Source organism: Maribacter sp. ACAM166 (genome assembly GCF_005771495.1).
GTDB lineage: Bacteria > Bacteroidota > Bacteroidia > Flavobacteriales > Flavobacteriaceae > Maribacter.
This window is the reverse complement of the sequence record NZ_VAUW01000008.1, coordinates 111491-130726: the sequence shown is the minus strand read 5'-3', so window position 1 is coordinate 130726 and position 19236 is coordinate 111491. Positions and strand designations below refer to the sequence as shown.

The window sequence follows — 19236 nt, the reverse complement described above, 5'->3', positions numbered from 1 at the left end:
GAACCGATCTCACGCTAATTTTAGTAACACTAAAAAACGAGTCTATGTTAAGCTTTATAAAAAATAGTTCTTTACTACTGGTAATGTTTTTAATAAGTACCATTACTTTAGCGCAAACAGACGGTTTTCCTTCACTTTATATAGAATCTAACGAGGGTATGATTTTTCAGCCTAACGGTAGTGATGAAAAACCCGGTTTGAGAAAAAATGGCAATGTAAATAATATTTTTATTGAACAAATTGGCTTAAATAATACAGTAGATGCCGATATATCAGCCCAGAGCAGCGATATTGTGCTGTCTCAAAATGGCAATTTTAACAAAGCATGGTTAGACCTTACCACTAAATCAGCGACAGGAGTTATTGAGCAAAATGGCAACAAAAATTATTTTGGTGAATATGCTAATGCACCTAAGCTAAATTTAGAGCGTTCTATAATTCAGCAGGGGAGAAGCAATCAGGTGATGATTTATGGTAGTAATTCATTAACAGAAAAACTGAAAATAAAGGTATCTGGCTTAGCTAAATCAGTTATTATAAGAAACTTCAACTAACTATTCTAGTGCTTTAAACTATGATAAAAAATACACATCGCTTTCTTATAGCAATAGCCTTACTCCCTTTTATTTGTTTAGCGCAGTTGTATAATAAAGAGGTACAGGCGAGCATAAATTTAAAAGTGCAAAATAACAACACGTTACAAATAGTTGGGTCGGCACATAATAAAACAAAAATCAATCAAAGCTTAAGGTATGTGTTGTCGGTTATAAAATCTGATAAAAATAATACAGCAAATAAAAATAAAAACGACCAAGAGGGTCGTTTTGTACTGTCGCCAAGTGATAAAACGAACCTTTCCAATATTACCATCAATATTAATGAAAAAGACCGCACCATTATTTTGCTCTTGATTTATGATGAAGAAGATAAAATTCTGGGTAAGGATCGAAAAGTATTAAAGGGTTTAGCTGTTGAGATGAACACCGATTTAAATAAAATACAATCATCATACACCGAAGATGTTAAAGAAGATACTAGCGATACCGATGGTTTTGTCATGCGGGGTATGGTGATACAAGATACCAAGACCAAGGCAGGAAGTGATTTTTATAACATGTATTATACAATGTATTTGTCAAAAAGTATAGACGGAGACGAAATCGTAAAAATAACTGAAGAACTCGCTATAGGTATGAATACTCAAATTAAAGTTCAAGTAGCCAATGAGGTAGTGGCTCAGTTTATTCTGAACCCCCGAAACCAGTATTTAAAAGACATGGCTGATTTTTCCATTTATCGGACTATTGGGTATTTCGAAAGAAAAATACAGAATAAGGGCCAAATTATCAGATATTAACAAAATGAAATTATTCATGCTAGATTTTGAGATAGTTCAGAATCTATGCATGTGAAAATCAAATATTTTTTGTAGATAAATCAACCAACCAAATGAAAAAGTATACATTCATTTTATTATTGCTGTTCTCATGTTACAGTTTCGGGCAGCAAATGGTATATAAACCTATTAACCCTGCTTTTGGTGGTGATACGTTCAATTACAATTGGCTGTTAAGTGCTGCTCAAGCACAAAATGGATTCACGGCACCTAATACTGACGGCCAACCGTTGACTCAATTGGAAGAGTTTCAAGAAAACTTGAACAGCCAGATTTTAGGAAACCTTTCGAGAAGCGCTTTTGATTCTCAGTTTGAAGATGGGCTACAAGAAGGTAGCTTTACTATTGGTGATTTAGCGCTTGAAATTTTCGATACTGTTGAAGGCCTCGTGGTAAACATCTTGAACGTAACTACTGGAGAACAAACCCAGATAATAATTCCAAACTAAACCACCATGTACATTCGGAAATACCATATTGCCCTGCCCTTTCTTGCCCTTTTTTTAAGTGGGTGCGGTGCATTTTTTAATCAGCCTTACCAACCCCAAGATGCGAGAGTTGGAGAGTTGACCTCTACATCACAGATTTTACGAAATCTGCCACCACCGAGTGATAATGTAATAGTAGGGGTATATAATTTTAAAGATCAGACCGGGCAATATAAAGCCAGTGAAAATGGAAGCACTTTTAGTACAGCTGTACCACAGGGTGCTACAACAATGCTGATAAAAGCGCTTGAAGATTCTAAATGGTTTACACCTATCGAGCGTGAGAATCTAAGTAACCTTTTGAACGAACGTAACATTATTCGCTCGACAAGAGATGAATATCGAAAAAAATCCAATTCATCTGAACCGAATCTCCCACCGCTGCTTTATGCCGGTGTTCTCTTAGAAGGTGGTGTTGTTTCTTACGATACCAATATTATTACAGGAGGGGCAGGAGCGCGTTATTTTGGTGCAGGCGGATCTTCTAAATACAGACAAGACCGTATATCTATTTACTTACGGGCAGTTTCGACGAGTAGTGGAAAAATTTTGAAAACTGTTTATATTTCTAAAACTATTCTCTCACAATCTGTAGATGCGAGCTTATTCAGGTATGTGAGTTTTCAACGCCTTTTAGAAGCGGAAATGGGCTTCACCAAAAATGAACCTGTACAACTTGCTTTGAAGGATGCCATAGAAAAAGCGGTAGAAGCTCTTATAATCGAAGGTATAGACGGAGGTTTATGGAAATCTGCAGGAGGCGATATAGAAGATAAAATATTGATCGCAGCTTACAAGGCCGATAAAGAAAAAGAAGAATCCACCTTGCTATATGATAGAAAGCAAAACAAATCAACACGAAAAAACGGCTCAACACGAAAAAATGGCTTCAACTTCGGCCTATCAGCCCCACTTTTAAATGGTGACTTAGGAAATAAAAAATTCGGATTAGGGGGCTATTTTGGATATTCAAGGGCATTGAAACAAAATCTAAACCTAAACCTGAACTTTGGTTACTTGAACATGAAGAGTGGTAAAGCATACCAAGAGGAGTTTATGTCTTCACAACTAGATTTGGAATTTGATTTGCTGCCCCATGATAGTTTTTCACCTTTTATTTATGGAGGTGGTGGCGTATTGTTAGCAATTAAAGACCCTGAAAATGTAGATGCAGACAAGGTGTTTGCACCTAAATTACAGCTAGGTGCTGGTTTAAACCTCAGAATGTCTAATTCGTTGAATTTTCGCATTTTCGGAGAGAGTAATTTTACGTTTTCTGATGAACTCGACGCTGTAATAAGTGGTAAAAGAAATGATTATTATTATAATTTAGGAATGGGGTTCAAGTTAAAATTCTAAGACTCTAATTGATAACCTTATTGATAAAATGGTACAAATGAAAAACAATCTCTTTCGCATTACATTATATTCTTTTATCGCTCTTTTTTGGGCATGTTCTGAAGAGCCAATAGACGAAAACGAATTCGGTAGTTTAACGGGTAGGGTTGTCGCTAATGGCGATAATACGCCACTATCGAACGTAAAGATAAGTACGACACCGGTTTCAACGACACTGTTTACCGATATAGACGGTAATTTTCAGATTGATGAAATACAAATTGGTGAGTACTCTATACAAGCAGAATTAGGTGAATTTAAAACTGCTTTTGAACCTGCTAATATAGTAGTAGGTAAAACGATTAATATTATTTTCGAACTTGATTCAGTTACCATATCGAACAGTTCACCATTGATTTCGAATCTATTGTTTCCTGAAGATGGCGCTGAAAAGATTGTATCACCGGTTGAATTCGTATGGTCTTCAGCGGTAACAGATGATGATGAAATTACCTATGAACTTGAACTTAGAAACGGTGCAACTAATGAAATAAAAATCTTTGAATCATTAAAAGACACTACGTTATTGGTTGAAAGTCTGGCAATTGGGAATAACTACTTTTGGCAAGTATCTGCAGATGATGGTATTTCAGCCCCTGTAAAAAGTAAGATAAGTAGTTTTTCTACAAATGTTGGCGCATTTAACCGATTTCTATACGTTCGTAACCTTGAGGGTAACAATGTAATATTTTCAGGTTCCGATCCTATAGGGACTAATGATGTAGACTTAAATCAGAATGAAGTACAACTTACGAGTAAAAGTATGAACAGTTTTAGGCCTATAAAGAACAATGTGGTCGATAAAATCGCATTTTTGAGATTCTCAGGTACCGAAACACATCTTTTTACCATGAATTCAGATGGCGCCAATTTAACTCAGGTTACCAATACAGTGCCAGTTTCAGGATTTAGACAAGAAGCACTAGAGTATGTTTGGTATGATAATGGCGCTAAATTTTATTATCCCCATTTTAATAAACTGTACTCTATAAATCAAGATGGTTCTGGCAATCAATTGGTGTATGAAGCTCCTTCAACGGTATTTATTAGTGAAATTGCCGTTAATCCGACAAATGATCTAATTGCTATTAAAACAAACACCGCTAACGGTTACAATGCTAGAATTGTTGTTATCGATCCCGCTACTGAAACAGAAGTAAACATAATAATTTCTGGCTTGACAGGTGCTTTGGGCGGTTTGGATTACTCTATTGACGGAACAAAAATATTATATACAAGAGATGTTTCGGGTAATGAAAATGCAGAATACAGACAACTTGATTCTCGAATTTTCGAATATAGTTTAACGACCAATCAAATCACCGAAAAATTAACAAGTAAACCAACAGGAACTAATGACTTGGACCCCAAGTACGCTCCCGACGAGAATTCTATCATTTTCATGAATACATCGAATGATGGAATTTCTGAGAAACGTATTTATCTAAGCATTTTTGATGTGCTCAATAGTCGCGAGGCTTTGTTTATTAATGCTTCAATGCCAAATTGGGAGTAAAAATAGTGCCCGTACATTAGGTGTTGTCAAAATTTTGAGTTAATTCGGTTCAATCAAACAAGGGGTATTATTCTTGTATGAGGTTGTTAGTGAATGATAATGGAGGGTTTTTTATTCATGTGTATAAAAATAAAATAGTTCCATTATCTTTCTATTTTTATGGTCGTTACGGCAATTCATTTCAGCAATTCCCCTATTTTTGTCACAAACTATAGTTGATGAGTTCATCCGACAGTGAAAGATACAATCAAAGGGGCGTTTCCGCTTCTAAAGAAGATGTCCACAATGCTATTAAAAATATAGATAAGGGCCTTTTCCCAAAGGCATTTTGTAAAATAGTTCCTGATTATCTTACAGGAGACGAGGATTATTGCTTGGTTATGCATGCAGATGGTGCCGGCACTAAATCGTCCTTAGCCTACATGTATTGGAAAGAAACTGGAGATATTTCGGTTTGGAAAGGTATTGCTCAAGATGCATTAATAATGAATATTGATGATCTCATCTGTGTGGGTGCTACCGATAATATTATGCTTTCTTCTACCATAGGTAGAAACAAGAATAAAATACCAGGAGAAGTATTATCAGCCATTATTAATGGTACTGAAGAATTGATAGCTGATTTAGCTAAATTCGGAATTACGATTCATTCAACTGGCGGTGAAACGGCAGATGTTGGTGATTTGGTAAGAACGATTATCGTAGACTCTACAGTAACAGCAAGATTAAAAAGGTCTGATGTTATTGATAATGCAAATATTAAGGCAGGCGATGTTATCGTTGGACTAGCTTCTTTCGGTAAAGCAAACTACGAGAAAGAATATAATGGAGGTATGGGAAGTAATGGATTGACTTCTGCACGCCATGACGTATTTTCAAATTATTTAGCAACGAAGTTCCCTGAGAGTTTCGATGCAGAAGTACCTAAAGATTTGGTCTATTCGGGTAAAGTGAAATTGACTGATGAGGTTCAAGAATCTCCTTTAAATGCTGGTAAATTAGTGCTTTCACCAACACGAACCTACGCACCTATCGTGAAGAAAATACTGGCTAAACATACAAGTGATTCGATACATGGTATGATTCATTGTAGTGGTGGAGCACAAACTAAGATTTTACATTTTATAGATGCCTTGCATGTTGTTAAAGATAATTTGTTTCCGGTGCCACCACTTTTTAAATTGATACAAGAACAATCTGGTACCGATTGGAAAGAAATGTATAAGGTTTTTAATTGTGGACATAGGTTAGAATTTTATGTACCTGAAACCATAGCGAATGATATCATTGAGATTTCTAAAAGTTTTGGTGTAGATGCCCAAATTGTTGGTAGAGTAGAAGCATCAGATGCTAAAAAGCTTACAATTTCAAGTAGTAACGGAACCTTTGTGTACTAACGCATACGAATACCGTAAATAAATCGTTCTATATTATAAATCTATTTTGCTATGGAACGAAAGCAATTTTTACGAAGTCTTGGAGCTGGAGCTGCTTTTGCGATAACGTTTCCCTGTTTAGGGAGTTGTTCGAAGGACAGTGAAACTGAAGGAATTATTGTAGCTCAGCCCACCGATGTAGATTTTACTATTGATCTTAATTCTTCTGAAGCAGCAAAATTGGCGAATAATGGGGGGTTCATTTTAAAAAACCTTGTAGTTGTCGTTAAAAACTTAGAAGGCGAATTTGTCGCCGCTACCCAAATTTGTAGCCACGAACAGTATGATCAAGTCCGTTTTATAAATCAAGATGGCGGTATATTTTACTGTGACGTACATGGTTCTAGATTTTCTCAAGAAGGTACTCCGTTAAATGAAATACCAAACAGCATATCCAAACCTTTGAAAATTTATAATACGGCCCTAGAGGGTACAATATTAAGAGTTTTTGAATAGGAGTTACCAATGCAATCACACCCCCCCTACTAATACCAACATTTATCTAAAATTCGTTGTTCTGATGTTAAGCTCTAAATAGAGAACGTAAGTGAAAAAGATGTGTACCATTATCTTCTATCTGATGACTTTATTTGTATTTAGTCAAGGAGAGAAGTACGTTACAGTCAAAAAATCATTTACTGCTATGGGTAGTATTTTTGACATCACTGTGATTTCATTAGATGAGGAGTTGGGCTATATTTATATACACGAAGGAGTAGCTGAAGTTCAAAGAATTGAAAAATTAATATCCTCTTGGGATAACGCCTCAGAAACTACTAAAATCAATACAAATGCAGGTATAAAACCTGTAGCAGTGAGTTGGGAGCTGTTTAAGCTCATCGAAAGGTCCGTTCAGATATCGGAAATCACCAATGGAGCTTTTGATATCTCTTACACACCGCTTGAGAAAATTTGGAAATTCGATGGGTCTATGAACTCATTGCCTACCAAAGGTGAGATTAAGGAAACTACATCAAAAACCGGATATCAAAATATCATTTTGAACAGTAAGAATCAATCTGTTTACCTCAACAAAAAGGGAATGCGCATATCTTTTGGTGGTATTGGGAAAGGGTTTGCAGCAGATAAGGTAAAAGCTTTATTGATTTCGAAGCAAGTGAAGGCTGGTATTATAAATATAGGTGGTGATATTACCACTTGGGGAACTAAGGCGACCGGTGAAAAATGGCTTATTGGAATTGTAAATCCAGAACGGCAAAGAGGTCTTTTTTCTTGGCTCCCGATTTTGGAATCATCCGTGGCAACTTCAGGCGGTAACACGGATTTTATGTTGATTAATGATAAAAAATATACACATGTTTTAGACCCGAGAACGGGGTATCCATCCATAGGTATAAATAGCGTTTCAGTTTTTGCAAAGAGTGCAGAGTTCTCTGATGCTTTAGCGACTTCTATCTTTGTGATGGGTGTTAACGCTGGCTTGGCGTTAATAAATCAATTGGGAGATACAGAGGTAATTATCGTAAATGATGTCAATAAAATGTATAAAAGTAACGGCATAATTCTAAATTAGAAAGATATTTCAACCTGCCTGTTCCATAATTAATTTTTTATAACCTAACCTTATAACCACTTTAGTGCATCTGTAAATTTATCGTAAATTCGCAGTACAAGTGAAGCAAGAATATGATAGATAAGTTAAACATTGTAAAGCAACGTTTTGATGAGGTTTCAGATCTTATAATTCAACCGAATATAATTACTGATCAAGAACGTTATGTTAAGCTGACAAAGGAGTATAAAGACCTGAAAAAATTAATGGATAAGCGTGAAGAATACTTGGAGCTTACCAATAATATAACCGAAGCAGAGGAAATTATTTCCGATGGTGGTGATGCGGAAATGCTAGAAATGGCAAAAATGCAGATGGAAGAAGCCAAAGCAGGTCTGCCTAAAATAGAAGAGGATATAAAACTTATGTTGATTCCTAAAGATCCTGAAGACACCAAGGATGTAGTCGTTGAAATTCGTGCAGGAACAGGTGGTGACGAAGCAAGTATTTTTGCAGGGGACCTCTTTAGGATGTACACAAAATATTGTGAATCTAAAGGATGGAAAACTAATGTCATTGACCTTAGTGAAGGTACTAGTGGTGGATATAAAGAGATTCAATTTGAAGTTTCAGGTACCGATGTGTATGGAACTTTGAAATTTGAAGCGGGTGTTCACCGTGTACAACGGGTTCCCCAAACCGAAACACAAGGTAGGGTTCATACAAGTGCTGCCACAGTAATGGTTTTGCCTGAGGCCGAGGATTTTGATGTTCAAATAGACCCTAAAGATGTACGTATCGATTTTTTCTGCTCATCTGGGCCAGGTGGTCAATCCGTAAACACAACATACTCTGCCGTTCGTTTAACACACCTACCAACGGGGTTGGTAGCGCAGTGTCAAGATCAAAAATCTCAACATAAAAATAAGGATAAGGCTTTTAAAGTATTACGATCTAGGTTGTATGATATGGAATTGGCAAAGAAACAGGAAGCAGATGCTGCAAAGAGAAATTCTCAAGTAAGTAGTGGTGACCGTTCTGCCAAAATTAGAACGTATAATTATCCACAAGGGCGAGTTACCGATCACCGTATTGGTCTTACCTTGTATGATTTGTCGAATATAATAGATGGTGACGTACAAAGAATAATTGACGAATTGAGTTTTGTTGAAAATACAGAGAAATTGAGGGAAGCCTCTGAGATTTTTTAAATTATGACTACCCAAGATTTAGTAGCACAGATTCATAAAAAACAGTCATTTCTATGTATCGGTCTTGATACTGATTTAGAAAAAATACCACAGTTCTTATTGGAAGAAGAAGATCCAATATTTGCTTTTAATAAGGCGATAATTGATGCTACACATCAATTATGCGTAGCCTATAAGCCTAATATTGCCTTTTATGAGGCGTACGGTATTAATGGTTGGTCTGCATTAAGAAAAACTATTGCCTACTTAAATAAGAATTTTCCTGAAATTTTTACGATTGCCGATGCAAAACGAGGCGATATAGGGAATACCTCTACCAGATACGCTAAAGCATTTTTTGAGGACCTCGATTTTGATTCAATTACTATAGCGCCCTATATGGGGAAAGATTCTGTTGAACCTTTTTTAGAATTCAAGGATAAACATACAATTCTTCTTGCGCTTACTTCTAATGAAGGAGCGTTTGATTTTCAAACAAAAAAAATAGACGGCAAAGAGCTATATAAGGAGGTGCTATCAGTTTCTACAACCTATAAGGGTTCAGAAAATTTAATGTATGTGGTTGGTGCCACCAAGGCTGAATATTTGAAAGAAATACGACAAATAGTACCTAATAGCTTTTTACTCGTGCCAGGTGTTGGCGCACAAGGTGGCAGTTTAAAAGATGTATGTGCTTATGGAATGACCAAAGAAGTTGGTCTTTTAATCAATTCTTCGCGTGGTATTATATATGCATCTAATCAAGAAGATTATGCAGAAGCTGCCCAATTAAAAGCTAAAGAATTACAAATAGCTATGCAAAAAGAATTGACCAGATTAAACTAGATTTTCTAGTGTTTTCTTAATCTTTTGCGCTTTTTGTTCGAAAAATTCGCCTAACTTAGAATTGGTTTGCATGGTGGTCGCCTTGTCTAAAAAGTTTTGATATTGATATTCCAACAACGTTATTATATCTGCATTAGCTGCTATTGGCTTTACTGATCCTACTTTGCAATATTGCTTTTCCATAAGTACTTAAATTAGTTCCTAGTAAATATACGTTCAGATTCAATCTTTAGATGTTATGATGAAGGGCCATACGTCTAATTATCAGGTAATTTGACTTTTTTTTAACACTTATGTAGGTGAAACCTCAAAAACGAACGCATATTTGGCAATATTTTACCATCCTATTGAGAATTAAAAAAGGAATCTATATATTGTAAATTAACTTAACCTAAAGGAGGGCTCAATCTTGATTCATTATATTACTTATAAACATGAAGTTTCTACTGTTTGGGTCACTTTTGTACATGGTGCAGGGGGAAGTTCTTCTATTTGGTTTAAACAAATTCGCGAGTTTAAAAAATACTTTAATGTGTTGCTTTTAGATTTAAGAGGGCATGGTAATTCCAAACCAAATCTAAAAAGCGTATTCGATGAAAAATATACTTTTGACTCTATAACCAATGATATCGTTGAGGTGATTGATTTTGAAAACATTCAAAAATCTCATTTTGTTGGAATTTCTTTAGGAACAATCTTAATACGGAATTTGGCCGAAAAGCATCCAGGTCGTGTTGAAAGTATGGTTATGGGTGGTGCTATTATGAAACTAAATCTTCGGTCTCAAATTTTAATGAAACTTGGCGTCATTTTTAAGACTATCATACCTTATTTATGGTTGTATAAATTTTTTGCATTTGTAATAATGCCAAATAAAAACCATAAAGAATCTCGCATACTTTTTGTGAGGGAGGCTAAAAAGCTATATCAAAAAGAGTTTATACGCTGGTTTAAACTTACATCAGAAATAAATCCACTACTTCGGTTTTTTAGAACTGTTGATATTAAAATACCTACTCTTTATGTTATGGGAGAGGAAGATTATTTGTTTTTACCAAGTATTCGTAAAATTGCTAAACTTCATCAGAATTCAGAGCTATTGGTGGTGGAAGATTGTGGTCATGTAGTGAATGTGGAACAACCGAAGTTTTTTAATGAAATGGTTATTAAATATTTGACATCAAATAAGTGATCGTGATTTGATAGGATTGAACTTTAGGTCTATCGGTACTTTTTTTGTAAAAATAAAAAACCGATGCTCCCACCGGTTTTTTAACTAACTAACTCAAAAAACAACTAACTCAAAAAAATAAAAATGAATGCGTTGATAATGTTCTGTTTAAATTTTAACGTACAACTTATTGAGTTATTGTTCAAGGTGTTAAAAAACTGAATTTAATCTTGTAAGGCGAATACTCTTCTAAGAATATCTGTAGTGCGTGATGTTAATTTTGTTCTTATGTGTTCTTCCTCAATCGCAATCATCTTATAAACTCCTGTGAGTGTTTCTTGTGTGACATAATCTGTTAAATTTGGATTAATATTAGTCGTTAGGGGAATCGCATTATAGCGGTTTATAATTGTACTCCAAATTTTATCTGCCCCTACTTTCTTGAATGAAGAATTAATAATCGGATTGAATTTTTGATACAGTGTCGTATTTGTTTTATTTTCCAAATATGTTGTGGCTGCATTTTTTTCTCCTAAAAGTATATTTTTAGCATCTGAGAAAGACATTTCTTTCACAGCACTAACAAAAATTGGAGTAGCTTCAGACACGGCATCCTCGGCAGCACGATTTAAAACTTTGAGTCCTTCATCAGCTAAATTACCTAACCCTATATCTCGTAACGTTTTATCTACTTTTTTTAATTCATCTGGTAGAAGAATTTTCACAAGTTCATTTTTATAGAAACCATCGGCTTTGGTTAGTTTACTAACTTGTTTTTCTATGCCTTGGTCCAAGGCTTCTTTTAGCCCATTTGCAATTACTTCATTGTTTAAACCTGTACCGCTAGATTCAGGTAATTGGTTTACCACTTGTTGAAGTTCTTTGCATGAAAAAATAAGTAACATACAGCAAACTAAGCTTATCTTTTTTATCATAATCTATTTGTATCGTTGGTCTTAATTAGGTTACGTAAAAATGATTGTTTTATTGTTATACACCATTGTTTTTCGAGCAATGTGAAGTTTGACACCTCTTGATAGAACTATTTTTTCTAAGTCTCTACCTTTCGTTATAAAATCTTCAATAGCGTGGGAGTGCGATACCGTGGTAACATCTTGTTCAATAATTGGACCAGCATCTAAGTCTTCTGTTACATAATGACTTGTGGCACCAATAATTTTCACTCCTCTTTTAAAAGCAGCGTGGTAAGGTTTTGCTCCAGCAAAGGCTGGTAAAAATGAATGGTGGATATTTATTATTTTATTCTGAAATTTATTGATGAGCATGCCACTTACAATTTGCATGTATCTGGCAAGAACTATAAAATCAATTTTTTCTTTTTCAAGTAGTGCTAACTGTTCTTTTTCAGCTTCAACTTTATTTTGCTTATTGAAGGGAATATGAAAAAAGGGAATTTCAAACTGATCTGCAATATATTTTAAATCATCATGATTACTTAATATAAATGGTATTTCAACAGCCAATTCACCTGATTGATATCTACTTAGTAAATCATAGAGGCAATGGTTATATTTTGACACAAAAACAGCCATCTTTGGTAATTTCTTATCCGTGTGTAAACTCCATTTCATTTTATATATGGAAGCTAACTCTTCTTGAAAAAGAGATTTAAAACCTTTTAAATCTGAAAAGGTATCTGCAAATTCAATAACTGTACGCATAAAAAATACGTTTGCAGGCTTGTCAACATGTTGGTCGAGGTAAACAATATTACCTTGATTTCTATGGATGAATCCTGTAACGGTGCTTATGATTCCAGATTGATCTGGACAATGAACGAGAATAGTAGTTTTCAATTAAATTGTAATTAGCTCCCAAAAATAGGCGATAATTCTTAAATGAGTTAAGATTCAATATAATTAAGAACAATTGATGAAGATTCTATAAATGTTCAGATTTCCATTTTTTATAAGCTTTTCTAAAGCTTTTTATTTCTGTGCGAAGTAAATTAATGTATTCCGTTTCTTTGACGCCGTCCTTTTCCAACCCCATACAATATGAGTTAATATTTCTAATAATAATGTTAATATATGAAATACTCTCTAAGCGTTCAGAATTGCAATTAGAATATTCTACTTGTGCTATTTTTTGAGGAATAAGTATTGCATCTGTGAGAATTGAATTCGCCATAATATCCCTTAGGCTTTTTGACTCATATATTCGCATGAGGTCTTTGTTCAGCGAAACATAAGAGGCTATTTCTCTACTCATTGCGCAAAGCTCTAACGCTTTCCTATATATCGGTAAATTTTTAAGACTACGATAGGCCATGCTGTGGGAGTAAATATTTTACTTCACAAAATTACGTTAGTTATCCTATAATTTTCTATGGATTACAAGGCTATTTCGTAATTTTGCTTTAGATACTTAATTATTATAAAAATATTCTTTTGAATCCAAAGATAGACGAGCTTAACTGGAAAATATTGAAACAGCTTCAGAATAATGCTAGAGAATCGTTTGCGAATATTGGTCGTAATGTAGGGCTTACTGCACCTGCTGTAGCAGAGCGTGTAAAAAAAATGGAGGACCTTGGTATTATCTTAGGATATAAAGCTACCGTCTCGCATGCCTTATCGGGGCATCAGCTTAAAGCGATAATTACGGTAAGGGCTTTCATGGGTAAATTAAAGCCTTTTTTGGCAATAGTAGTAAACTTGAAAGAGGTTATAAATTGCTATAGAATAACGGGTAATGAAAATATAGTGATGGAAGTCGTATTAAAAGATCAGTTTCATTTAGAAAAATTTATTGATCAACTTATTCAATATGGCGAAACGAGAACACATATTGTACTTTCACAAGTGATTTCAAATGCCCCAATGCATAAAATAAAGTAGAATGTGTTAAAGATTTAGTTACTTTTAAAGTACTCCATATAGCCTTAAGTTGGGTTTTACTAAGAATAAAGTACAAACTGCTTTGAATTTTTTTGGCTAGATTTTTGATATAAAATAAAAGATGAAAAAAATTATACTTGTTGCCTTGCTTATAACGTCTAGTGCCGTTTTTTCTCAAGAGATACGTCTATTGAAAGGTGCAATAACAGAAAATTTGGTTGTAAATGATTCTTTGCAAGAGACCTATTCCATTTATTTACCGACCTCTTTTGAGCTTTCAAAATCTTGGCCCGTTGTTTTTGTTTTTGATATGAATGGTAATGCTAAGGCATCTATATCTATGTTGTTAAATGCAGCTGAAAATGAAGGTTACATCTTAGCGAGTTCAAACAACTTAAACGATACGCTATCCATTACCCAGAATGTTTTGGTTGCTAACAGAATGTTTAATGCAGTCATAAATACTATTCCAATAGCAAAAAAGCGCACCTATACCGCCGGCTTTGGAAATGGGGCTAGGTTTGCTTCAATACTTCCAACATTTGTCAAAGAAATAGAAGGGGTTATTTCAATTGGTGCATCTGTCGGTAATGTTGATATTTTGAATATAAAACAATCCTTTCAGTTTATTGGAATTGTCAACAGGTCAGATTACAATTTCACAGAAATGCTTCAAGTGCGTAAGATTTTAGACAAGTTGAAATTTCCAAATCAACTATTTGTTTTTGATGGAGAGCAGGGTTTGCCTGATGTAAAAACCATTTCCACAGCAATGAGAATATTGACTTTGAGTGGTATGGCTAAAGGTAATGTTGTTCGTGATGATACACTTATTGCAAATACTTATGACCAACTTATGATAGAAGCCAATTCATTTTTGTCTAATAAAAAACCAATTTTAGCAACCTATTTGTTGTCAGATATTGAGCGAGTGTTCAGTCCTTTTATAGATTTGGATTCGCTAAAAACGTCACAGAAATATCTAAGGCGTAGTTCGTCCTACAAGCAAGCTAATAGGATTCAGAACAGTTATTTTTTAAAGGAGTCATTTGCTAAGGAAGATTATAGTTATTACTTAGAAGAGGATATTCTAACTTATAATTTCGCAAATCTGGGCTGGTGGAATTATCAGATGAAAGAGCTTGATAAATTGGACAAGAGTGCTGTTCTTTTTGAAAGGCAAACTGCAAGCCGATTAAGAGGATATATAAATGCCTTAATAGCTGATAATGTTGACTTTATTGCTGCTGCCGAAGAGCTAGATTTAGAGGCGTTGAACCTGTTGTATATGATTAAAACAATTACTACGCCTAATGAATATTTCTCTTACTTAAAGATAATATCGAATAGCGCAAAAATGGAAGATTATGGCACTGCGTTATTCTATTTGGAAGAATTATTGAAAAATGGATACGACAACAAGAAAGAATTGTACACACTTGAGCATACCGCTTTGTTAAGAATTACACCAGAATTTAATGAGCTTGTAGAAAAATATTTAAAAGAAGCCCGTTATGATATCATTGAACAATAAGATGTGGAACATTGTCTAGGTCCCAATCGATTACCAACCCTTGTGCCAAAGATTCGGCTATATCTTTCCCGTATAGTAATTCGCAAAGATATAGGGCCGCTTCAAAACTTTTGGCACCGCCAGCCGAAGTGATATATTTTCCATCGTGAACAAATACGACACTATCCTTAACCTTTAGGTTTGGAAACATCTTTCTATAAGAATCAATGTCGCTAGGAAAAGTAGTGGATAGAACAGCATCTAATACTCCAGACTTCGCTAAAGGAAATGCCCCGTCGCAATGACTGGTCATATACAATGCAGTTTTATCTATCTTTTTAATAAAGTTCAATAGGGTAGTGTCCTTTAAATCGGTGTCCATATGGTGTTCTGCACTAGGCAGTACGAGTATGTCAATGTTGGGTAATTCATCTTCGGTGTAATCAAAATCGGGAAGAATACGAATACCTTCAAAAGTAGTGATAGGCTCCAACGTATTTGCTACAGTAAAGGTGTTCATTGCCTTTATATTACTGCGAAATTTGGTATGTTGAAAAATATCAAAAGGCGCTGTAAATTCTGTATTGAATGTTCCATCCATAATCAGAAATGCTACATTATAATATTCTTGATTTAGGTTTGGTTTAACCCTTTTATTTTGAATATTAGCCTCGGTCGATATTTTGTGTTGCTTACAACTGATAGTGACTAAAACGGTAAGAGTAATTAAGTAAGTTAATTTCATGTCGTGTAATATTGGCACGTAAATTACAACTATAATAAAACCTTAAAATGAATATATTGTATTTTTGAGGTGAAAAATAAAGTAAATGAAGCGATTTGTAGTAGTATTGGTTATCGGATTGATGTTTTCTTGTAAACAAGGGAAAAAGTATCATGATGCAGCACAGATGGAAACGGCTACTGCTACGTCTGATAGGCTTACGGAAATCTTTGTCTTTCAACAAGAGCTAAATGCTGAATTCAAAGACCCCGAAACTTCTCCCTTGGCCGATAGATTTCGAATAGACTTTGAAACCTTAGATTTTTTCAAACCAGATACAAATTATGTTATTTTGGCAGAATTTATAAGAACACCAGAAGCGCTGCCATTTTTCATGCCTACCACTACTGAACGCGAATCTACCGAAGTGTTGTTCGGTATTGCAAAATTTACATTGAATGGTGAGGAACGCCAATTGGAAATATACCAAACACCAGAATTAATAACACAAGAGAACTATAAGGATTATCTTTTTCTTCCTTTTACCGATGCAACTAATGGGAAGGAAACTTATGGAGGAGGAAGATACTTGGACCTTAGAATCCCTGAAGGGAATCAAATTATATTGGACTTTAATAAAGCTTACAATCCCTATTGTGCTTATAATAAAAAATATTCTTGCCCTTTGGTGCCCTCGATAAACAATCTGGATACTGAGATTAAAGTAGGGGTGAAGGCATTTGAGCACTAATATTTAAGTTTAAAAACTCGGTATTTAATACCGAGTTTTTAAACTTAAATAATAAAATTAATTTTAATTAGAAAGAATATATAGCGGCGATTAAGAAAGATGAAAGGCTTTTTGTAGCCGCACCATCTGCGTTAAAATATGGTTCGAAATCACTTCCCCAAGAATCTAATCTTATTTCTGGTTTTATGATTAAGTTCTCAACTGTATAGCTTCCGGTTAATGTTAATGCTAATACACTGGGGTTATCTGAAATCGCATCAGATCTAGTAGAGAAATATTCACCTCTTAAGCCGATTGTAAATTCATCTGAAGTTGAATATTGTGGATAAAGAGCTGCTCCAGAAAAACCTTCGCCATCATTATCAGCATATGCGCCATTTATACCTAGAAATAAATTTTCGGTTAAATCAAATCCGCCTGTATAATCTATTTCAAAACCTAAAACTTCACCTCCGTCATAGTAAAAATTTAAAAATTGACTAGCATACCCTAATTGAGCACCAGCAGAATAAACACCAGTTAAGTTATTGTTTGTGTCGGTTACATTCATAATAGCAAGCATTAAGCTAAAGTCATCCGACAATGCAAAATCGGCTTTCAAGCCAACGTGAGAAAATGGCCCATTTGAAAATAAATATGATGTACTGTAGTTGAAATTAGCTACAGGTGAGATTACTTCATAGCCCAAGTACGTGTTAAATCGACCCATTGTTAGTGTTGTAGACTCTGTTACATTATAATAGGCATATAATTGGTTTAAATTATAATCACCCACTGCAGAATCACCTCTAGGTCCAAAAACTACATCGGCAACTACACCTGTTTTCTCTCCCTCATAAGTTGCAATAATATTTGCCATACCTAATGCAAACCCTAGTTCATCAGCAAATGAACTACCAAAAGATTGAGGAGTAGTATCGGATGAACTTAAATTAGTTTGATAATAGGCATCAACCGAACCGCTAATGCTTATTTCTTTTTTTTCTTCCTTCCCTTGCGCAACTACTCCGACTGTAGTAAAAAGCATAATACCTGAAGTAATGATATTTTTTACGTATTTTGTGTTTATAATCGTTTTCATAAATTTTGTTTTAAATCCTACTACAGGATTGATTAATTTGAAAGATTAATTTCTTGAAAAGGTTATGTAACGGAGCGTTCTGCAAAACGCTCCGTATTTTTTTATTTAGTGATCATTCATTCTAAAATCGGCGTAAGCATCCATTCCGTGCTCATGAATATCTAGGCCTTCTACTTCTTCTTCCTTAGAAACTCTTAAACCTAAAGTCGCTTTAACTAAACCTAGTAGTAGTCCTGAGGTTATGATACAGAACGCACCTACAATCAATACACCGTAAAGTTGTGTTATGAATTGCGCTCCACTAGCCAAGTTTCCGAAAATACCTACGGCCAAGGTGCCCCAAATACCACATATCAAGTGTACCGCTACCGCCCCAACAGGATCATCTAATTTTAATTTATCAACTAAGGCAACACCTCCAACAATTAAAATACCTGCTAGAAAACCGATTACTACAGCTTCATTTGGTGACATTAAATCTGCACCGGCAGTAATGCCTACTAAACCACCGAGAATACCGTTAAGGAACATGGTTAAGTCTAAATTTTTATAGAGTATCGTAGAGGTAATCATTGCTCCAAACCCTCCTGCTGCTGCTGCTAAACTTGTAGTAACTAATACTAATGAAGTTAATTCTGGGTCTGCAGATAATACCGATCCACCGTTGAAACCGAACCAACCTAACCATAGTATCAAAACACCGGCAGTTGCCATAGGTATGCTATGACCTGGTATTGCCTTTGGTTTACCATCTTTTCCGAATTTTCCGATTCTTGCTCCTAATAAGGTTATTGCGACTAAGGCTGCCCAGCCACCAACTGAATGTACTAATGTAGAGCCTGCAAAATCATAAAACCCCCAAGAATCCAAAAATCCACCACCCCATTTCCATGCACCTACTATAGGATATACTAGACCTACATAGATAACCGTAAAAATCATAAAAGAGCCTATTTTAATGCGTTCAGCAACGGCACCTGATACGATTGTAGCTGCGGTTGCGGCGAACATTCCTTGAAAAAGAAAATCTGTCCACCATGTATAGCCACCATCGGCATATTCAGCAGTCATTCCTCCTTCAGGAGCAGTAATTCCAAAACTATCCATGCTGAATTTTAAGATTCCCATGTCACCATCTTCAAAACCTGGATACATAAGGTTAAAGCCAAATGCATAATAAAGAAGTAATCCTCCGGTGATGATAAATATGTTTTTAAATAATATGTTTATTGTATTTTTTTGTCTGGTCAAGCCAATCTCTAAAAAGGCAAATCCTGTATGCATGAAAAATACCAATGCGGTAGCTAACATCATCCATACATTATTTGCTGTAAATAATCCTGCGTCCATTT

21 protein-coding genes are annotated in these 19236 nt (G+C 35.0%); 14 read left to right on the top strand and 7 right to left on the bottom strand.

Features of this window, described 5'->3' with window-relative positions; translation table 11 throughout:
* Window positions 1–44 precede the first annotated feature (44 nt).
* The 10 genes from ES765_RS08365 to pyrF all read left to right on the top strand — a co-directional run bounded on the left by ES765_RS08365 (window position 45) and on the right by pyrF (window position 9783).
* A complete protein-coding gene (locus ES765_RS08365) occupies window positions 45–554 on the top strand; it encodes a hypothetical protein (RefSeq protein ID WP_138113150.1) in 510 nt (169 codons plus the stop codon).
* A gap of 20 nt (window positions 555–574) precedes the next feature.
* Window positions 575–1357, top strand: coding sequence for a CsgE family curli-type amyloid fiber assembly protein (locus tag ES765_RS08360; RefSeq protein WP_138113148.1), 783 nt, complete (start codon window positions 575–577; stop codon window positions 1355–1357).
* A gap of 92 nt (window positions 1358–1449) precedes the next feature.
* Window positions 1450–1845, top strand: a complete 396-nt coding sequence (locus tag ES765_RS08355; protein ID WP_138113146.1) for a curli production assembly/transport component CsgF — start codon at window positions 1450–1452, stop codon at window positions 1843–1845.
* A 6-nt stretch (window positions 1846–1851) separates the two neighbouring features.
* A complete protein-coding gene (locus ES765_RS08350) occupies window positions 1852–3243 on the top strand; it encodes a CsgG/HfaB family protein (protein ID WP_138113144.1) in 1392 nt (463 codons plus the stop codon).
* A gap of 37 nt (window positions 3244–3280) precedes the next feature.
* Complete coding sequence (locus ES765_RS08345) at window positions 3281–4798, top strand: carboxypeptidase-like regulatory domain-containing protein (protein WP_171017259.1); 1518 nt, start codon at window positions 3281–3283, stop codon at window positions 4796–4798.
* A gap of 218 nt (window positions 4799–5016) precedes the next feature.
* Entirely contained in the window at window positions 5017–6195 is a 1179-nt protein-coding gene (locus tag ES765_RS08340) for an AIR synthase related protein (RefSeq protein WP_138113140.1), read from the top strand.
* A gap of 51 nt (window positions 6196–6246) precedes the next feature.
* Window positions 6247–6690, top strand: a complete 444-nt coding sequence (locus ES765_RS08335; protein ID WP_138113138.1) for a ubiquinol-cytochrome c reductase iron-sulfur subunit — start codon at window positions 6247–6249, stop codon at window positions 6688–6690.
* 124 nt (window positions 6691–6814) lie between these two features.
* A complete protein-coding gene (locus ES765_RS08330) occupies window positions 6815–7768 on the top strand; it encodes an FAD:protein FMN transferase (protein ID WP_249356281.1) in 954 nt (317 codons plus the stop codon).
* Window positions 7769–7881: 113 nt separating this feature from the next.
* On the top strand, window positions 7882–8958 hold the full coding sequence (prfA, locus tag ES765_RS08325) for a peptide chain release factor 1 (protein ID WP_138113136.1): 1077 nt from the start codon (window positions 7882–7884) through the stop codon (window positions 8956–8958).
* A 3-nt stretch (window positions 8959–8961) separates the two neighbouring features.
* Window positions 8962–9783 carry an orotidine-5'-phosphate decarboxylase gene (gene pyrF, locus ES765_RS08320; protein ID WP_138113134.1) on the top strand — a complete coding sequence of 274 codons (822 nt, stop codon included), beginning with the start codon at window positions 8962–8964 and terminating at the stop codon, window positions 9781–9783.
* Here pyrF and ES765_RS08315 read toward each other — a convergent pair.
* A complete protein-coding gene (locus ES765_RS08315; RefSeq protein WP_138113132.1) occupies window positions 9775–9966 on the bottom strand; it encodes a hypothetical protein in 192 nt (63 codons plus the stop codon). The genes pyrF and ES765_RS08315 overlap by 9 nt on opposite strands.
* A 226-nt stretch (window positions 9967–10192) precedes the next feature.
* Between ES765_RS08315 and ES765_RS08310 the strand changes: the two genes are divergently transcribed.
* The gene (locus ES765_RS08310) at window positions 10193–10975 is read left to right on the top strand and encodes an alpha/beta fold hydrolase (RefSeq protein WP_138113130.1); all 783 of its coding nucleotides are present in this window, start codon (window positions 10193–10195) and stop codon (window positions 10973–10975) included.
* A gap of 203 nt (window positions 10976–11178) precedes the next feature.
* Here ES765_RS08310 and ES765_RS08305 read toward each other — a convergent pair whose 3' ends face one another.
* The 3 genes from ES765_RS08305 to ES765_RS08295 all read right to left on the bottom strand — a co-directional run bounded on the left by ES765_RS08305 (window position 11179) and on the right by ES765_RS08295 (window position 13186).
* Window positions 11179–11889: a DUF4197 domain-containing protein gene (locus ES765_RS08305; protein WP_138113128.1), complete on the bottom strand. Its 711-nt coding sequence runs from the start codon at window positions 11887–11889 to the stop codon at window positions 11179–11181.
* 30 nt (window positions 11890–11919) lie between these two features.
* Complete coding sequence (purU, locus tag ES765_RS08300) at window positions 11920–12771, bottom strand: formyltetrahydrofolate deformylase (RefSeq protein WP_138113126.1); 852 nt, start codon at window positions 12769–12771, stop codon at window positions 11920–11922.
* An 85-nt stretch (window positions 12772–12856) separates the two neighbouring features.
* Window positions 12857–13186 (bottom strand): hypothetical protein, encoded by a 330-nt coding sequence (locus tag ES765_RS08295; RefSeq protein ID WP_249356279.1) that lies wholly within the window; start codon window positions 13184–13186, stop codon window positions 12857–12859.
* A gap of 179 nt (window positions 13187–13365) precedes the next feature.
* On the opposite strand from ES765_RS08295, the gene ES765_RS08290 reads away from it, so the two are divergent.
* A complete protein-coding gene (locus tag ES765_RS08290) occupies window positions 13366–13815 on the top strand; it encodes an Lrp/AsnC family transcriptional regulator (protein ID WP_138113122.1) in 450 nt (149 codons plus the stop codon).
* Window positions 13816–13936: 121 nt separating this feature from the next.
* Window positions 13937–15349 carry an alpha/beta hydrolase gene (locus tag ES765_RS08285; RefSeq protein WP_138113120.1) on the top strand — a complete coding sequence of 471 codons (1413 nt, stop codon included), beginning with the start codon at window positions 13937–13939 and terminating at the stop codon, window positions 15347–15349.
* Here the strand turns inward: ES765_RS08285 and ES765_RS08280 are convergent.
* Window positions 15336–16073, bottom strand: coding sequence for a DJ-1/PfpI family protein (locus ES765_RS08280; RefSeq protein ID WP_138113118.1), 738 nt, complete (start codon window positions 16071–16073; stop codon window positions 15336–15338). The genes ES765_RS08285 and ES765_RS08280 overlap by 14 nt on opposite strands.
* Window positions 16074–16158: 85 nt before the next feature.
* Here ES765_RS08280 and ES765_RS08275 point away from each other — a divergent pair, with 85 nt between their 5' ends.
* Entirely contained in the window at window positions 16159–16803 is a 645-nt protein-coding gene (locus tag ES765_RS08275; RefSeq protein ID WP_138113116.1) for a DUF1684 domain-containing protein, read from the top strand.
* A 67-nt stretch (window positions 16804–16870) separates the two neighbouring features.
* Here ES765_RS08275 and ES765_RS08270 read toward each other — a convergent pair whose 3' ends face one another.
* Window positions 16871–17884: an outer membrane beta-barrel protein gene (locus ES765_RS08270; RefSeq protein WP_138113114.1), complete on the bottom strand. Its 1014-nt coding sequence runs from the start codon at window positions 17882–17884 to the stop codon at window positions 16871–16873.
* Between the two features lie 105 nt (window positions 17885–17989).
* A complete protein-coding gene (locus ES765_RS08265; RefSeq protein WP_138113112.1) occupies window positions 17990–19234 on the bottom strand; it encodes an ammonium transporter in 1245 nt (414 codons plus the stop codon).
* Window positions 19235–19236 lie beyond the last annotated feature (2 nt).

Bases quoted from the DNA above. Each gene is read 5' to 3' on its own strand.
- ES765_RS08365 (WP_138113150.1), top strand. From the start codon at position 45: ATGTTAAGCTTTATAAAAAATAGTTCTTTACTACTGGTAATGTTTTTA.
- ES765_RS08360 (WP_138113148.1), top strand. From the start codon at position 575: ATGATAAAAAATACACATCGCTTTCTTATAGCAATAGCCTTACTCCCT.
- ES765_RS08355 (WP_138113146.1), top strand. From the start codon at position 1,450: ATGAAAAAGTATACATTCATTTTATTATTGCTGTTCTCATGTTACAGT.
- ES765_RS08350 (WP_138113144.1), top strand. From the start codon at position 1,852: ATGTACATTCGGAAATACCATATTGCCCTGCCCTTTCTTGCCCTTTTT.
- ES765_RS08345 (WP_171017259.1), top strand. From the start codon at position 3,281: ATGAAAAACAATCTCTTTCGCATTACATTATATTCTTTTATCGCTCTT.
- ES765_RS08340 (WP_138113140.1), top strand. From the start codon at position 5,017: ATGAGTTCATCCGACAGTGAAAGATACAATCAAAGGGGCGTTTCCGCT.
- ES765_RS08335 (WP_138113138.1), top strand. From the start codon at position 6,247: ATGGAACGAAAGCAATTTTTACGAAGTCTTGGAGCTGGAGCTGCTTTT.
- ES765_RS08330 (WP_249356281.1), top strand. From the start codon at position 6,815: ATGACTTTATTTGTATTTAGTCAAGGAGAGAAGTACGTTACAGTCAAA.
- prfA (WP_138113136.1), top strand. From the start codon at position 7,882: ATGATAGATAAGTTAAACATTGTAAAGCAACGTTTTGATGAGGTTTCA.
- pyrF (WP_138113134.1), top strand. From the start codon at position 8,962: ATGACTACCCAAGATTTAGTAGCACAGATTCATAAAAAACAGTCATTT.
- ES765_RS08315 (WP_138113132.1), bottom strand. From the start codon at position 9,966: ATGGAAAAGCAATATTGCAAAGTAGGATCAGTAAAGCCAATAGCAGCT.
- ES765_RS08305 (WP_138113128.1), bottom strand. From the start codon at position 11,889: ATGATAAAAAAGATAAGCTTAGTTTGCTGTATGTTACTTATTTTTTCA.
- ES765_RS08295 (WP_249356279.1), bottom strand. From the start codon at position 13,186: ATGAGTAGAGAAATAGCCTCTTATGTTTCGCTGAACAAAGACCTCATG.
- ES765_RS08285 (WP_138113120.1), top strand. From the start codon at position 13,937: ATGAAAAAAATTATACTTGTTGCCTTGCTTATAACGTCTAGTGCCGTT.
- ES765_RS08280 (WP_138113118.1), bottom strand. From the start codon at position 16,073: ATGAAATTAACTTACTTAATTACTCTTACCGTTTTAGTCACTATCAGT.
- ES765_RS08275 (WP_138113116.1), top strand. From the start codon at position 16,159: ATGAAGCGATTTGTAGTAGTATTGGTTATCGGATTGATGTTTTCTTGT.
- ES765_RS08270 (WP_138113114.1), bottom strand. From the start codon at position 17,884: ATGAAAACGATTATAAACACAAAATACGTAAAAAATATCATTACTTCA.
- ES765_RS08265 (WP_138113112.1), bottom strand. From the start codon at position 19,234: ATGGACGCAGGATTATTTACAGCAAATAATGTATGGATGATGTTAGCT.